The organism is Patescibacteria group bacterium (genome assembly GCA_018817715.1).
Taxonomy (GTDB): Bacteria; Patescibacteriota; Patescibacteriia; order Veblenbacterales; family UBA10138; genus JAHITT01.
In genome coordinates this window covers 145,663-159,816 of record JAHITT010000001.1, presented here as the reverse complement: position 1 = coordinate 159,816, position 14,154 = coordinate 145,663, and the positions used below count along the sequence as shown (strand labels likewise).

26 protein-coding genes are annotated in these 14,154 nt (G+C 37.1%); 18 read left to right on the top strand and 8 right to left on the bottom strand.

Annotation, left to right across the window (positions count from 1 at the left end):
• Positions 1-8: 8 nt before the first annotated feature.
• From rpsQ to KKC17_00885, 15 genes are all read left to right on the top strand, one after another.
• Complete coding sequence (gene rpsQ, locus KKC17_00955) at positions 9-266, top strand: 30S ribosomal protein S17 (GenBank protein MBU1038794.1); 258 nt, start codon at positions 9-11, stop codon at positions 264-266.
• 7 nt (positions 267-273) lie between these two features.
• The gene (rplN, locus tag KKC17_00950; GenBank protein MBU1038793.1) at positions 274-645 is read left to right on the top strand and encodes a 50S ribosomal protein L14; all 372 of its coding nucleotides are present in this window, start codon (positions 274-276) and stop codon (positions 643-645) included.
• Positions 646-654: 9 nt separating this feature from the next.
• On the top strand, positions 655-984 hold the full coding sequence (gene rplX / locus KKC17_00945; GenBank protein MBU1038792.1) for a 50S ribosomal protein L24: 330 nt from the start codon (positions 655-657) through the stop codon (positions 982-984).
• Between the two features lie 3 nt (positions 985-987).
• Positions 988-1,536 carry a 50S ribosomal protein L5 gene (gene rplE, locus KKC17_00940; protein ID MBU1038791.1) on the top strand — a complete coding sequence of 183 codons (549 nt, stop codon included), beginning with the start codon at positions 988-990 and terminating at the stop codon, positions 1,534-1,536.
• An 8-nt stretch (positions 1,537-1,544) separates the two neighbouring features.
• Complete coding sequence (locus tag KKC17_00935; protein MBU1038790.1) at positions 1,545-1,739, top strand: type Z 30S ribosomal protein S14; 195 nt, start codon at positions 1,545-1,547, stop codon at positions 1,737-1,739.
• A gap of 21 nt (positions 1,740-1,760) precedes the next feature.
• Positions 1,761-2,147 carry a 30S ribosomal protein S8 gene (gene rpsH, locus KKC17_00930; GenBank protein MBU1038789.1) on the top strand — a complete coding sequence of 129 codons (387 nt, stop codon included), beginning with the start codon at positions 1,761-1,763 and terminating at the stop codon, positions 2,145-2,147.
• 8 nt (positions 2,148-2,155) lie between these two features.
• Entirely contained in the window at positions 2,156-2,707 is a 552-nt protein-coding gene (rplF, locus tag KKC17_00925; GenBank protein ID MBU1038788.1) for a 50S ribosomal protein L6, read from the top strand.
• An 11-nt stretch (positions 2,708-2,718) separates the two neighbouring features.
• Positions 2,719-3,072 (top strand): 50S ribosomal protein L18, encoded by a 354-nt coding sequence (gene rplR, locus KKC17_00920; protein MBU1038787.1) that lies wholly within the window; start codon positions 2,719-2,721, stop codon positions 3,070-3,072.
• A gap of 19 nt (positions 3,073-3,091) precedes the next feature.
• Positions 3,092-3,592, top strand: a complete 501-nt coding sequence (gene rpsE / locus KKC17_00915) for a 30S ribosomal protein S5 (protein MBU1038786.1) — start codon at positions 3,092-3,094, stop codon at positions 3,590-3,592.
• A gap of 4 nt (positions 3,593-3,596) precedes the next feature.
• Entirely contained in the window at positions 3,597-4,049 is a 453-nt protein-coding gene (rplO, locus tag KKC17_00910; protein MBU1038785.1) for a 50S ribosomal protein L15, read from the top strand.
• A gap of 21 nt (positions 4,050-4,070) precedes the next feature.
• Complete coding sequence (gene secY / locus KKC17_00905; protein MBU1038784.1) at positions 4,071-5,348, top strand: preprotein translocase subunit SecY; 1,278 nt, start codon at positions 4,071-4,073, stop codon at positions 5,346-5,348.
• A 73-nt stretch (positions 5,349-5,421) separates the two neighbouring features.
• Positions 5,422-6,063: an adenylate kinase gene (locus tag KKC17_00900; protein MBU1038783.1), complete on the top strand. Its 642-nt coding sequence runs from the start codon at positions 5,422-5,424 to the stop codon at positions 6,061-6,063.
• Position 6,064: 1 nt separating this feature from the next.
• The gene (gene map / locus KKC17_00895) at positions 6,065-6,829 is read left to right on the top strand and encodes a type I methionyl aminopeptidase (GenBank protein MBU1038782.1); all 765 of its coding nucleotides are present in this window, start codon (positions 6,065-6,067) and stop codon (positions 6,827-6,829) included.
• A gap of 24 nt (positions 6,830-6,853) precedes the next feature.
• Positions 6,854-7,252, top strand: coding sequence for a Holliday junction resolvase RuvX (gene ruvX, locus KKC17_00890; protein MBU1038781.1), 399 nt, complete (start codon positions 6,854-6,856; stop codon positions 7,250-7,252).
• 1 nt (position 7,253) lies between these two features.
• Positions 7,254-8,303, top strand: coding sequence for an undecaprenyl/decaprenyl-phosphate alpha-N-acetylglucosaminyl 1-phosphate transferase (locus KKC17_00885; GenBank protein ID MBU1038780.1), 1,050 nt, complete (start codon positions 7,254-7,256; stop codon positions 8,301-8,303).
• A 28-nt stretch (positions 8,304-8,331) separates the two neighbouring features.
• Here KKC17_00885 and KKC17_00880 read toward each other — a convergent pair whose 3' ends face one another.
• A complete protein-coding gene (locus tag KKC17_00880) occupies positions 8,332-8,883 on the bottom strand; it encodes a hypothetical protein (protein MBU1038779.1) in 552 nt (183 codons plus the stop codon).
• A 90-nt stretch (positions 8,884-8,973) separates the two neighbouring features.
• Between KKC17_00880 and KKC17_00875 the strand changes: the two genes are divergently transcribed.
• The 3 genes from KKC17_00875 (at position 8,974) to KKC17_00865 (ending at position 10,036) form a co-directional block, all read left to right on the top strand.
• On the top strand, positions 8,974-9,429 hold the full coding sequence (locus tag KKC17_00875) for a DUF192 domain-containing protein (GenBank protein ID MBU1038778.1): 456 nt from the start codon (positions 8,974-8,976) through the stop codon (positions 9,427-9,429).
• A 102-nt stretch (positions 9,430-9,531) separates the two neighbouring features.
• Positions 9,532-9,840: a 50S ribosomal protein L21 gene (rplU, locus tag KKC17_00870; GenBank protein MBU1038777.1), complete on the top strand. Its 309-nt coding sequence runs from the start codon at positions 9,532-9,534 to the stop codon at positions 9,838-9,840.
• A 58-nt stretch (positions 9,841-9,898) separates the two neighbouring features.
• Complete coding sequence (locus tag KKC17_00865) at positions 9,899-10,036, top strand: hypothetical protein (protein ID MBU1038776.1); 138 nt, start codon at positions 9,899-9,901, stop codon at positions 10,034-10,036.
• Between the two features lie 59 nt (positions 10,037-10,095).
• Here the strand turns inward: KKC17_00865 and recR are convergent, their stop codons facing one another.
• The 7 genes from recR to KKC17_00830 form a co-directional block, all read right to left on the bottom strand.
• A complete protein-coding gene (gene recR / locus KKC17_00860; protein ID MBU1038775.1) occupies positions 10,096-10,695 on the bottom strand; it encodes a recombination mediator RecR in 600 nt (199 codons plus the stop codon).
• A 197-nt stretch (positions 10,696-10,892) separates the two neighbouring features.
• Positions 10,893-11,336, bottom strand: a complete 444-nt coding sequence (locus tag KKC17_00855) for a YckD family protein (GenBank protein MBU1038774.1) — start codon at positions 11,334-11,336, stop codon at positions 10,893-10,895.
• 76 nt (positions 11,337-11,412) lie between these two features.
• A complete protein-coding gene (locus KKC17_00850) occupies positions 11,413-12,201 on the bottom strand; it encodes a hypothetical protein (GenBank protein ID MBU1038773.1) in 789 nt (262 codons plus the stop codon).
• Entirely contained in the window at positions 12,194-12,763 is a 570-nt protein-coding gene (locus KKC17_00845; GenBank protein ID MBU1038772.1) for an RNA polymerase sigma factor, read from the bottom strand. Before KKC17_00845 ends, KKC17_00850 begins: the two co-directional genes overlap by 8 nt.
• A 56-nt stretch (positions 12,764-12,819) precedes the next feature.
• On the bottom strand, positions 12,820-13,389 hold the full coding sequence (locus KKC17_00840) for an alpha/beta hydrolase (protein ID MBU1038771.1): 570 nt from the start codon (positions 13,387-13,389) through the stop codon (positions 12,820-12,822).
• Entirely contained in the window at positions 13,386-13,826 is a 441-nt protein-coding gene (locus KKC17_00835; protein ID MBU1038770.1) for an HIT domain-containing protein, read from the bottom strand. The genes KKC17_00840 and KKC17_00835 overlap by 4 nt, the downstream gene beginning before the upstream one ends.
• A gap of 6 nt (positions 13,827-13,832) precedes the next feature.
• The gene (locus KKC17_00830; GenBank protein MBU1038769.1) at positions 13,833-14,138 is read right to left on the bottom strand and encodes a YbaB/EbfC family nucleoid-associated protein; all 306 of its coding nucleotides are present in this window, start codon (positions 14,136-14,138) and stop codon (positions 13,833-13,835) included.
• Positions 14,139-14,154: the final 16 nt, after the last annotated feature.

The window sequence follows — 14,154 nt, the reverse complement described above, 5'->3', positions numbered from 1 at the left end:
GGTATTATATGATTTTAGTTAAGACAAATAAAATTAAACGTAGCTTAGAAGGCTTGGTGGTATCGGCTAAAACCGATAAAACTCGGGTGGTTAAGGTGGAAAGAGTGGTTGTTCATCCTAAATATGGTAAACGGATTCGTTTAAGCCAACGTTATCATGCGCATGATGAAAAAAATGAATATAAATTGGGTGATAAAGTAATTTTGGAAGCTACTCGTCCGTTATCACGCCTTAAGCGTTGGCGTATTGTTGGTAAATTAAAGTAAATATTTTATGATACAACTTAGATCCATGTTAAAAGTAGCCGATAATACAGGAGCCAAGAAGGTTCAATGTATACGTGTTTTAGGTGGTTACAAAAAACGTTATGCTCGAATTGGTGATTTGATAACAGCCGTAATAAAATCAGCTGAACCGCATGGTATGGTTAAAAAAAGTGAAGTGGTTACAGCGGTTGTGGTCAGGACACGTAAGGAACAAAGGAGAACTGATGGGTCTTATGTTAGGTTTGATGAAAATGCTATAGTGATTATTGATAAAAAATCCAAGGAACCTAAGGGCACTCGTATTTTTGGTCCGATTGCTCGAGAATTAAGAAATAAGGGTTTTCAAAAGATTGTTTCTTTAGCTCCCGAGGTTTTGTAATTTACGCTTATGTTTATTAAGTTAAAAATAAAGAAAAATGATATTGTTAAGGTTTTAGCTGGACGAGACAAGGGTAAACAAGGTAAGGTAACCCAAGTTTTTCCCGAGGAAAGTTTAGTAGTGGTGGAGGGAGTAAATTTGAGGTTTAAGCATTTAAAAGCCAGTGGTAAGGGGCAGGGTGGTAGTAAAGTGCAGTTTGCCGCTCCTTTAAAGGCTAATAAGTTGATGGTGGTTTGTCCGCATTGTAGCAAAGGAACCAGAATTACTTTATCAACGACTACTGATGGTAAAAAAGTCAGGTTATGCCATCGTTGTAAGCAATCATTAGTGACTATTTAATCTATGAAAGAAAATCATAAAACAATTAAAGATTTGTGGCAGGCCGCTTGGTTAGTTTTGCAAAAGGAATTTTCTTTGCAAAATATTATGCAAATGCCTCGATTGCAAAAAGTAGTTCTGAATATTGGTTTAGGTAAGGTTTTAAGTGATACTAAACAACAGGAAAATGCTTTTAAAACTTTACAGCGTATTAGCGGACAAAAACCGGTTTTTACTAAAGCCAAGAAGTCTATTTCTAATTTTAAGATTCGGGAAGGTATGGTGGTGGGTGTTAGTGTAACTTTGCGTGGCCAAAGAATGTATGATTTTTTGGATAGGTTTGTCAATATTACTTTGCCTCGGGTTAGGGATTTTCGAGGTTTATCCAAAAAAATAATTGATCAGCAGGGTAATTTAACTATTGGTTTTAAAGAACACGTAGTTTTTCCGGAAATTAGGTCTGACGAAATAGAAGCCTTACACGGTTTGGAAGTTACAGTCGTAACTAGTGGTCGAGCCCGTGATTTAACTTTACGTTTATTTGAATTGTTGGGTTTCCCTTTTAGTAAGTAAACAAGATTATGTCTACAACCGCTCAAGAAGTAAAATCTCGCCGTTCTCTAACTAAGGCAAAATACTCTACTCGTATAGTGAGGCGTTGTTGGCGTTGTGGTCGAAAGCATGGTTATATGAGAGATTTTAATATGTGCCGTATTTGTTTTAGAGAATTGGCCAATAACGGTGAAATACCCGGTATTACAAAAGCCAGCTGGTAATTTATATTCCATTTTTAGTTTATGACAGATCCAATTAGTGACATGTTAGCTCGAATTCGCAACGCCGCTCTAGTAAATAAGAGCCGGGTGCTGGTGCCTTATTCCAACCTTAAGGCTGGGCTAGCTCAAATATTATTAGATGAAGGTTATATTGAAGCGATTGGTGAAGAAACTTCGCCAAAGAGGTCTTTGGTAATATCTTTAAAGTATCTTAAAGGTAAGCCAGCCATTCAAAATTTAAAAAGAATCAGCAAGCCTGGTCGACGGCATTATGTTAAAAGCGATTCTTTGCCTAAAGTTTTATCGGGTTTGGGTATAGCGATAGTTTCAACATCCCAAGGTTTAATGACCAACAAAAAAGCCCGGGCAGCTAAATTAGGTGGTGAGGTAATTTGTGAAATTTATTAAAGAAATTTATGTCTAGATTAGGAAAATTACCAATTAATATACCAGCCGGTGTTCAAGTGACTATAGTTGGTCGATCCTTTACCGCTAAAGGCCCCAAAGGTGAAGTAACCGAACAATTGCCTGGTCGGGTTAAGGTACAACAGACGGACAATGTTTTATCGGTTAGTGTGACCGATAGCTCTGACCGAGCACAACGGGCTTTATGGGGTTTAGCTCGGCAATTAGTTGCTAATGCTGTTCAAGGTGTCCACGAAGGTTATAGTAAATCTTTGGAATTATCGGGTATTGGTTTTAAGGTTCAAATAGAAGGGGAAACTTTAGTTTTTAATTTGGGTTTTTCTCATCCAGTTCGTTTTGATATTCCTAAAAATATTAGTGCTAAAGTAGAAAAAAACATTATCATTTTAACTGGCGCTAATAAGCAAGAAGTTGGTCAGGTAGCCGCCGAAATAAGGGCTTTGCGCAAACCAGAGCCTTATAAAGGTAAGGGTATAAAATATCTTAATGAAGTTATTCGTCGTAAGGCCGGCAAAGTAGTTAAGGCAGCTGGCGCTAAGTAGGAAAATATTTTATGAATAATTCTCGATCTCAAAATCGTATCCATCGCCATAAGCGGGTTAGAAGTCATGTCAATGGTACGGCGGCTTGTCCGCGGGTGGTGGTGTGGCGCAGTTTAAAACATATTTCGGCTCAAGCTATAGATGATGTTAAAGGCCATACTATAGTGTCAGTTTTAGATAAGGAATTAGACCTTAAAAAAGAACTTAAACCTTTGGCTATAGCGGCTCAAGTGGGCCAGTTATTAGGGGAAAAATTAGTTAAATTAGGTATCAAGGAAGCGGTCTTTGATCGAGCTGGTTTTGCTTATCATGGCCGGGTAAAAGCTTTGGCTGAAAGCCTCAGGCAAGCGGGTTTGAAATTTTAGGTAAAAATATATTATGGTTATGCAAAAATCACAAAATGACAGGCGCGGTTTTGGCCGGCGTGGCCCTAGACGGGACAGAGTAGAAGACGAATTTGATCAACGAATAGTGGAATTGTCCAGGGTTACTCGTGTTATGGCCGGTGGTAAAAGGATGCGTTTTCGGGCCTTAGTAGTAGTAGGCGACCGTAAAGGAAAAGTGGGCGCTGGCTTAGCTAAAGGTGCTGATGTCAGTTTAGCTATTAGCAAAGCGACTACTAAAGCCAAGCGGGATTTAATTAGTGTGCCTTTAAGAGGTGAAACTTTGCCCCACGAAACTACAATAAAATATAAGAGCGCTAAAGTTTTATTAAGACCAGCTAAAGTTGGTACTGGTATAATTGCTGGTGGTCCAGTTAGAATAGTTTTGGAATTAGCTGGTGTGCCTAACGTGGTTTCTAAAATATTAGGCTCAGCCAATAAAATAAATAATGTGCGGGCTGTTTTAGCCGCTTTTAGCCGTATGAAGATTGTTAAGAAATAAAATTATGGTATTAGCTTTAAACAGTTTAAGATCCCCAGCCAAATCAAGGCGTTCTAAGAAACGTTTAGGCCGTGGTAATGCTTCTGGTCATGGTACTTATTCTACTCGAGGCTTAAAAGGTCAACGAGCCAGGCAAGGTGGACGTAAAGGTTTGGGTCAGTTAGGTGTTAAGCATTTTGTTGCTCGTTTACCTAAAGTTAGGGGTTTTAAGAGTTTGCAAAAAAGTTTTGCTACGGTGACTATTGATCGTTTAGCTACTTTTCCCGACGGGACAGTGGTAGATTATTCTTTTTTAAAGAGTAAACGTTTGGTTCGTGGTCCGGTTCGGCCATTAAAGTTAATTGGTAATACTAAATTAACTGTTAAGTTAAAAGTTAAGGTTCAGGCTGTTTCTAAGGGCGCTCAGGCGGTTGTGGAAGCAGCTGGTGGTCAAGTAGAGATTGTGGCTGTTAAATAGCCATTTAATTAGATTTAGATTATGTGGCAAAAGATAGAACAAATTTGGAAAACACCGGATTTAAGAAATAATATTTTATTTGTTCTTTTTATTTTGGTAGTTTTTCGTTTATTGGCTCATTTACCGATTCCAGGAGTTGATGCTGTTGGCTTAAGAAATTTTTTTGCCTCTAATCAATTTTTTGGTTTGCTTAATATATTTTCTGGTGGTGGTTTGGAAAATTTTTCTGTGGTTATGTTGGGTGTGGGGCCTTATATAACAGCCTCCATTATTGTCCAACTGTTAACCATGATAGTACCTAAGTGGCAAGAAATGTCTAAAGAAGGTGAAGCTGGTCAACAAAAAATAAACCAGTATACCCGTTGGTTAACCGTACCTTTGTCTTTGCTTCAAGCTTATAGTTTTATGGTTTTGTTGCGTAGTCAAAGCGGGGGCGGGTTAATACCGGATTTGCAGGGTTTAAAACTTATTACTAGTTTAGTAACAGTAACAGCGGGTACAGTTTTTTTGGTTTGGTTGGGTGAAATAATTTCCGAAAAGAAAATTGGTAACGGGGTGTCTTTATTGATTTTTGCCGGTATCGTAGCTTCGGTGCCTAAACAAATTCAACAAACTATTGCTACTTACGACCCCACTCAGTTATTTAGCGTTATTATTTTTATAGCCATAGCCTTACTTACTGTGGTGGCGGTGGTGGTGGTTACTGAAGCTCAACGTAATATCCCGGTAACTTATGCTCGTATGGTTAGGGGTTCCACTACTTTAGGCGGGGCTACTAGTTATTTACCACTAAGGCTTTTGCAGGCCGGCGTTATTCCTATTATTTTTGCTATTTCTGTAGTCTTGGTGCCGCCGATGATTGCTCAATTTTTTGTTAAATCTCAATCAGCTTTGTTAGTTAAAGGAGCCGAATTTACCATAAATCTTTTTCAGAACCAGATATTTTATGGTGTATTTTATTTTATTTTAGTTTTTGCTTTTACTTATTTTTATACTTCAGTCGTTTTTAAACCAGATCAGGTAGCGGAGAATTTACAAAAACAAGGTGGCTTTATACCCGGTATTCGTCCTGGTAAAAGCACGGTTGATTTTCTTTCACAAACTATGAATCGAGTAGTTTTGCCCGGCGCCTTATTCTTAAGCTTGATTGCTGTTTTGCCTTTGGGTATGCAGGTGGTTACCGGTTCCCAGCTTTTGGTTATTGGAGGTACTTCCTTGTTAATCGTGGTGTCGGTAGTTATTGACACGGTTAGGCAAATAAATGCCCAGTTGGTTATGCGAGATTATGATGAATTATAAGAAGATTCTTGATAAAGTCGTTTAATCAAGGTAAAATTGAGCCGTTGGATTTTAAACAACGGTTTTTGTTTTTATGATATTAAATAGGCACTTTGTTATTATTGGTCCACAGGGTAGTGGCAAAGGAACCCAAGCCAAAAGATTAGCCGCCGGTTTTGGTTTGGCTCATATTTCTACTGGTGAAATTTTTCGGCAGGCTGTTAGCAGTGGTTCTAATTTAGGTCAGCAGGTAAAAGAGGTGATAGATAAAGGTCAGTTGATGCCCGATGACATTACCAATCATTTGGTGGGGGCTAGGTTAGGTGAGTCGCCTCAAGGATTTATATTAGACGGTTATCCTAGGACTTTGGCCCAGGCTGAATTTTTGTATAAATTAATGCCAGATGTTTTAGTTATTAATTTGGCTTTATCGGATGAAGAAGGAATTAAAAGAATTGCTGGCCGGCGGAATTGTTTGGTTTGTGGGGCAGTTTATCATATTGATTATCAGCCACCTAGCCAAGTGGGGATTTGTAATAAATGCGGTGGGGCTTTAGAACAACGGGTTGATGATGTTCCAGAAGTTATTAAACAGCGTTTACAAACTTATCATGATCAAACCGAACCTTTGTTAGAGTTTTATAAACAAAAAGGAACTTTGTTAACCATTGATGGCCATCAGACTATTGATCAGGTAGCGTCTTTGATAGAAAAAGAATTATTATCCAGAAAGTAGAATGTCTAAATTGATTAAAAAAAACGAAGAAATAGAAATAATGCGCCAAGGTGGGCGGATTTTAGCTGAGGTTCTACATTTAGTAGCTACAGAAGTTAAACCAGGCGTTAGTACGGCTTATTTAAATGATTTGGCGGAAAAATTATTAAAAGATAGGGGAGCTAAACCCTCTTTTTTACATTATGGTAAAGAAACTGGTAATCCTTATCCGGCGACTTTATGCACTTCGGTTGACAGCGCCGTAGTACATGGTTTGCCTAGTTCCAATATTATACTGCAAACTGGCCAGTTAGTTGGTTTAGATGTTGGTTGTTGGTATCAAGGCTTATGTACTGATATGGCTATAACCGTGGCCGTGGGGAAAATATCTAGCCAAGCAGAAAAGCTAATTAAGGTTACCAAGCAGGCTTTAAGTGTTGGTTTGGCTGTTATTAAAGACGGGGCTACTGTTGGAGATTTTGGTCAGGCTGTTCAGGTTTATGTTGAAAAGCAGGGTTTTAGTGTGGTTAAACAAATGGTTGGTCACGGGGTTGGTTATGCTGTTCACGAAGATCCGCCCATACCAAATTTTGGTCAGGCGGGCCAAGGTTTAAAGTTTAAAACTGGTATGACTGTAGCTTTAGAACCAATGGTTAATATGGGCCAGTCTGATATTAAAGTTTTATCTGATGGTTGGACAGTTGTAACTACTGACGGTAGCCTGTCAGCTCATTTTGAAGTAACTGTAGCCGTTACTGATAAAGGTTGTGAGATATTAACTAAATAAGATTTTACTTTTTAAGTTGGTTATATGAAGATTTTGGCCATAGATTATGGTAGTAAGCGAGTTGGTTTAGCTATTGGTGATACCGAAATAGGTTTAGCTTTTCCGCGTGGTGTGCTAAAAGATTTATCTGATAATGAAATATTAACAGCTATTACAAGTTTGATAACCGAAGAAGGTGTTAGTCGAGTAGTAGTAGGGGAGCCAGTAAGTTTATCTGGTCAAATTTCCGAACAAACTAAAGATTGCCAGCGTTTTGCCAAATTATTAACAGATAGCTTATCGGTGCCGGTTAGTTTGCAGGATGAAAGATTAACTTCGCGACAGGCTGATACGGCCATTAATCAAGGTAGTCCTAAGGAGCGTGATGAATTGGCGGCAGTTTTTTTATTACAAACCTGGTTAGATAAAACTAAACAAGGTTAATATGAAAATTATTTTTTTTATTATCAGTTTTATAGTGGCTTATAGTTTAACTTTTTTAGTAAAAAAAGTAGCTTGGCATTTTAAAATAGTGGATAATCCGGATAATCTAAGAAAAATTCATTCACAACCGGTGGCTTTGTTGGGCGGTACGGCTATTTGGTTAACAGTTTTGTTGTTGGTTGGTTATTTAGCCTTTTTTACAGATTTAATAATTGGTCGAGATATAACTGCTAGACAAATTATAAGTTTAATGATTGGCAGTGGTTTATTAATGGTCGGCGGGTATTTGGATGATTGCTACAAACTTAAGCCTTGGCAACAGATTCTTTGGCCACTGCTAGCGGTGGCCACTGTTATGGTTGGCGGTGTGACAGTTTCGGCTGTTACCAATCCCTTGGGCGGTGTTATTAAGCTTAATGATTTTTGGCCTTATTTAGGCTTGTTTTTGACCTTTTTTTGGCTGTTAGGCACTATGTATACCACTAAATTATTAGATGGTTTAGATGGTTTGGCTACGGGTATTGGTTTAATTGGTAGTTTAATAATTTTTGGTTTAACTCAAGTAACAGCCTTTTACCAGCCGTCGGTTGGTTATTTGGCTTTGGTGATGGCGGGCGCTTGTTTAGGTTTTTTGTGGTGGAACTGGCAGCCGGCTAAGATTTTTTTGGGCGAAGGTGGTAGTTTGTATATTGGTTTTATGTTGGGTGTATTGGCTATTATTAGCGGTAGTAAAATTGCTACGGCTTTGTTAGTTATGGGCGTGCCGATATTGGATGTGGTTTGGGTAATTATTAGACGTTTGTTTTTGGAAAAGAAAAGTTTAGCAGCTTCAGATAGGCGCCACTTGCACCATCGTTTATTGGATGTTGGTTTATCGCATCGTCAAGCAGTGGTTTTTCTTTATGTTTTAACTGCTTTGTTTGGTTTAACAGCTTTATTTTTAAGTAGCTTAGGTAAAATTTGGGCTTTGCTGGTTTTGGTTTTAGTAATGATAATGTTAGGTATAGTATTGGTTTGGGCTTATAAAAAAAAGCAAGGCCAACTTATATAAGCGGACCTTGAAGGAATTATTGTGTATATTAATTTATAAATTCAGCAATAGAGAAAACAGAGATTTTTTTGTCAAAATATATTTGAGGATCTTTGCAAGATTCTTTTACTGTTGACATTATTTTATTTGGTTTAATTGACCAGCGATTACATTCTATTATCAGATTGGATATTTTGTTGTTAGTAAAAATATCTTTATTTGTTTCTAGAATGTTTTTTTCAATTTCTTTAAATATTGTTTTTTCAAATTCTTCTTTGTCTATAGATTCAAAAAGTTGATTTCTTAAGATGTCTATTTCTTTTTTTTCTTTGGTGGCAATTTTTATATTATCTATTAATTCTCTAAACTCAGGCAAGTTATTTAGTTTATCGAATTTTTCGTGAGAAGTTTCGTCTTCATATTTTATATTGTAACTATTGATAGACGATTTTAGGAATTTCTCCCTGTCAGTTTCTATGATGGAATATTTTTTACAAAACAAGGAAAATTGTTCAATAAATATTTGGGTAGAAGTGCTGGTTATTCTAGATTTAACTAACTGAAAGAACTCTTCTAATAAGGCTATCAGTGCTATTTCCATGATGTACTCCTAATTGTTAAGGTTGTTTTTGTTTTGGGTGACCAAATTTATTTAATAGATTTTTAAAGAATACTTTACTATAATACCAATATGCTAAAAAAGTCAAGCCTTATAGGGCTAAGTTTGGTAGTAATTTTATTGGCCGGTTGTAGTGCTCAGCAGACTCTTAAAACCTTACCAGAAAAAAGAATTAAATTAGCTCAGGGTGAGTTAACAGTGGAACTAGCTACTACCCCAGAGGATCAAGCTAAAGGTTTGTCTGGTCGGCCTTTTTTAAATAAAAATCGGGGAATGTTGTTTGTTTTTGGTCAGTCGGATGTTTATACTTTTTGGATGGATAAAATGAACTTTTCTATTGATATAATTTGGTTTTATCAAGGTGTGGTGGTGGGTATAAACAGTAACGTGCCACCACCCTTACTAGAAGATCCTCGTGTGCAAACTGTTACCCCGCCTCAACCAGTGGATATGGTTTTAGAAACTTCAGCTGGTTGGGCTAAAGAAAATAATGTTAAAGAGGGTCTTAAAATTGAATATTTACCCTAAGATTAGCCAAAAAAATTAATTGTTTGCAGGGTTGACACTAGCCAGTGGTTATAGTATTCTACCTAAGCTTATATTTTTAATGGTATTTAAATTATGTCTAAGATGGCCGTAGTTCGCACTGGTGGCAAACAGTATTTGGTTCACGAGGGCGATGTTTTAAAAATAGAAAAAATTAATTCGGAAGTGGCTAAAGATTTTGTTTTAAATGATGTTTTGTTAACAGCCGAAGATGATGGTTCTGAAGTAACCATTGGCCAACCCAATGTAAAATTGGAAATTAAGGCAACGGTTTTAAAACAGGGTCGGGCTAAAAAAATAAGAGTAGTCCATTATAAAGCCAAGGTCAGGTATCATAAAGTTTATGGCCACCGGCAGCCTTTTACCGAAGTTAAGGTAGGTAAGATATCTTAAATAAACTAATCAACCTAATGCTTTAGTTTTAAAAAACTAAAGAACAAGGATATAACATATGCTCGATGACGAGCTGATACAAAATGATGACCAAGCCAACGATGACGTTGCTGGTTATCAACCTCAAGAAGAAGAAACAGAAGAGTACGACAAAGAATCTGAAGAGGAAGAAGAAGATGATGAGGATGATGAATAAATAATATAACCCCACTTGGCTTAAAGCTAAGTGGGGTTATAGATTGGCTACCAGTATTATTACAATTCCCGTCGTTCTTTAAGAGCGTTTTCCAAAGTTATTTCGTCAGCATATTCCAAATCAGCTCCCATGGGCAGGCCACGAGCCAGGCGAGTAACTTTTATTTTTAAAGGTTTTATCATTTGACTTAAATATAAATTGGTTGTTTCGCCATTTATGTCAGGATTAAGGGCCAGAATTACTTCTTGAACGCCATTGGTTTTTAAGCGATTTATTAATTCTTTAAAACGTATTTGATCCGGCGTTATGCCTTCCAAAGGATTTATTAAACCACCCAAAACATGATATAAACCATGGAAGGCGTGAGTTTTTTCTAGGGCGGGTATATTTTGGCTGGCGGCTACTACGCAGATAATATGATGATCACGTTTACTATCGGTACAAATCTGGCAAGGATTCTGATCGGCAAACCTAAAACAAACAGAACAAGTACCTACTTCAGCATGGACTTTTTTTAGACTAGCGGCAAAATTTAGTAAATTATTTTTTGGTTTTTTAAGTAAATAGTAAACTAAGCGTTCAGCTGTTTTAGGGCCGATGCCAGGTAGTTGGGAAAATTCTTTGAGTAATTGTTCTAAAGCGTGCGGAGTGGGTGACATGATAGAAAAAATTAAAAATTTTAAATCCTAAATCCTAAATCCTAATTTTGATTTGGGTATTGAGAATTATTTAAGATTTAGTCCCGCCAGGGCGGGATTAAGATTTGTTTATTTTGACTTATTAACACTTGTTTATTATACCAAAAAGAGCTTATAAATAAAGCTCTTTTTAGCAGTGAATTAGTTAGTCTTAAAGATTAACGATTAAGACCTAAACTCATACCTCTGCCAAAATGTAAGCCTCGGTTGGCACCTTTGTTAAAGGGTTGGTTGTTAGGGTGATTGTTTTGCCTTTCGGCCATTTGTTGTAAACGGCTGTCAGCTTGGTCTTGAGTAATAATTCCAGCACTTACCATTTTTTGTAATTTTTCCTGATGATTGGCTTTTATTTTAGCTTGCCAATCAGCTAAGGAGATATTCTGTTGCTCGGCAATTTGTTGGAAGTTTAAACCAGAATCCAGTTTGGTTTTTAATTCGTCGCTAGTTAGGCCTAATATTTTAGCTTTACTATCTAACATATTTTGCCGACCAAAACCGGCTTGGTTATTTTTGTAACTGTTGGTTGGTCCAGCGGCTAAAGCAGTATAAACCAAGCCTAAACCCAAAACTAACGAAGTTACCATAATAGCTGTTTTTTTCATAAGTTTACTAAGATAAGTTTTTATTAATCGACCTTTCACTTATTAATACAAACGGGCCGACTCTTTTGTTTCATAATTAGGGATTGGGTAATGGTCGCGGGTTGCGTAATTTACCCGGACCTCGTCCATTTTGCATATGAGGGAAGTTTATTTTTTCTTGATCATCTATTTTTCTAACCCCCTTAGCTTTGATGGTTTGGTTACTGGTTGGTCCGTGGATTATGACTTTATCGCCAATGTGGAAATCTTTATCAAAAGGAAAGCGAGTGGTTGGGCTTATTTTTACTAACCACAGAGTTTGCAAATTATCTTCAATTTCCCAATTATTATTTTGTATATCTGTGATAGTGCCAGCGGTAGCGCCTAACCAGCGGCCATTAAGATTTTGGCTATAGACTGGACCTAAAACTGGTAATTGTCGGTTAAAGGCTTTTTCAGCCAGTCGGGCATGCAAAGGGGTTAGATTAATAGCTAAGCCGATTATTAGGCTTACAACTATAGTGAGTCCAACAGTGTAAGCGGCTGGTTTTTTATAAGCTGGTGTTTGGCGCCAAGCTAATAAGCTTAAACTTAAACCCAGTAAAGTAACGATTATTAAGGCTAAAATAGGCAAGGAATTTAGAAAAATATTTAAACCAGACCAACCAAAGCCTTTAAAAACTAAACTATTATAACGTAGAACATAAACTATAAAACTAGTTAGCAGTATTAATAATAAGCTAAACAATAGGCCGCTTAGCCAACTTAAAACTCGGCCCGTAGCAAAGAAAGTTTTGCTGTGCATTTTTACTTGGCCGCTGGTTATTTTGGCTGTGACCAGTTGTTTAAGGTTATTTAAATTGAGTGGTTGATTGAGTTTAGTCATATTTTAAATCCTGTGGTTGGCAAATTTTTTTAAGCTCTTGGCCAGCCCGTTTGAGCCGGATGCTAACTGTGCCCAAAGGTATTTTTAGAATTTCTGCTATGTCTTTGTAGGATAAGTCTTCTTGGTGGCGCATAATAACTACTTCGCGGTATTTGGGTTTTAATTTTTTTAAACAGTCATCTAAATGTTCTTTCAGTTCTTTATCCAAAATATCTTTATTAGGATCTTCGGGAGCTACAGGATGGGGCCACAGGGTGTCGGGGTCAAAAAACGGCAAGGGGCTGTAGCTTAAACGTTTTAAAAAATTAAAGCTTAAATTATGGGCGATACGGTACAGCCAGGGCGACCAACGCATATCAATTTTAAAGCTATTAATATTTTGGTAAGCTTTTAAAAAGGTTTCCTGAACAATATCTTCGCTATCTGGCCGGTTATTGGTTAGCCGTTTTACATAGCGCAGAATTTTTTCTTGATAGCGGGACATTAGTTGGTCAAAGGCTTCAAATTGGCCCTGTTGTACCTTATTAGCTAATTGTTCGTCTGTTAAAGCAGTTAAGTCCATATCTATATAATACAATTAATTGGAGATTTTGTTTCATTTTTTAAAAACCCGCTTAATCAAGCGGGTTTTTTGGATAAATTGAGGATAGCTTGCTTTAGTTCTGGTAAATTAATACAGCCGTCATTGTCGGAAAAATGGCCACGGTCTGGCAAAATAATTATTTTAGCGCCCTGTTGTTTAAAAGGTGTAATTTGTTTAGCCGGCACAGCCCAATCATTGTTAGAGAAAAAACAAATTAAATTAGGACAAACTTGTTTGATTTTGGGCCAAGCAATCGGTTTATTAAAAAAATTAGCCAGAGGTTGGTATTTGGCATCTTTTAGCATTTGACTAAAACCGGCCACCAAGAAGACGCCGCCGATTTTTATATTGTTTGGCAATTGTTCTAAATACCGCAGTATGGCAATACAGCCTAAACTGTGGCCCACCAGGTAAGTTTGTTGGTCCGGATTAGGAATATTTTGAATTATGGTATTTACCCAGTCTTGTTGGAGAGGTTGTTTGGGGTTGGGCATTTGCGGATTAAAAACTGTCCATCCGGCTTGCTCTAATTCATTTTTAAGCCAGCCTTTAAAACCATTGTCTGGGCTACCACCAAAACCATGAATTATAACTGCTTGTTTCATTGATTAAGTAGTTTAATTTGCTGATTAATTTCTTGTTCTGTTAGCAGGGTTCGATTAATTTCCGGCGTATTGCGGTAAAATTCAGCTCGGACATAATCAACTTTTTCTGTGGAGTCACTTTGTGGCCGGGGAACGATATGAATATGTAAATGGGGGACGGTTTGTCCGGCTGTTTCAGAAAAATTAATAGCTAAATTATAACCAACAGCTTTAAAAACTTTTAATAACTGGGGTAAATATTTTTTTAAATCATTTAACAAAAGGGAGTTTTCTTCGGTGGTTAGGTCGGTTAAAGCCAGGCAGTGTTTTTTGGGAATTATTAAAGTATGCCCAGGTTTAAGGGGTCGTCTGTTTAGTAGCCAATAAAAGTATTTATTTTCCAAATAAATTCTGGTGGCGAAATTGTTTTTATTACAAAAATCGCAAGCCTTTTCCATAAGTTATTACTTAAGTCCAGGAATATTCAAACCGCCTTGCTGACGCACTTTGGCGGCCATGATTTTTTGTACTTTTTTGTTAGCTTCATTAACCGCTTCTTTAAGGCCTTTTTCTAAGTCGGATTTTTTATCAGGCGTCATTAATTCTCGGTCAATAATTATTTCTTCTATTTCCTGATTGCCACTCATTTTAACCGTAACTTTACCCCAGGCAGCCGAGGTTTCTACGTGTTCTTGCGCTAACAAGTCTTGAATGGATTTAGCTTGATGTCTTAAATCTTTAATTTCTTTGAGTTTGGAAAACATGCTCATAGTTATAATGGTTATT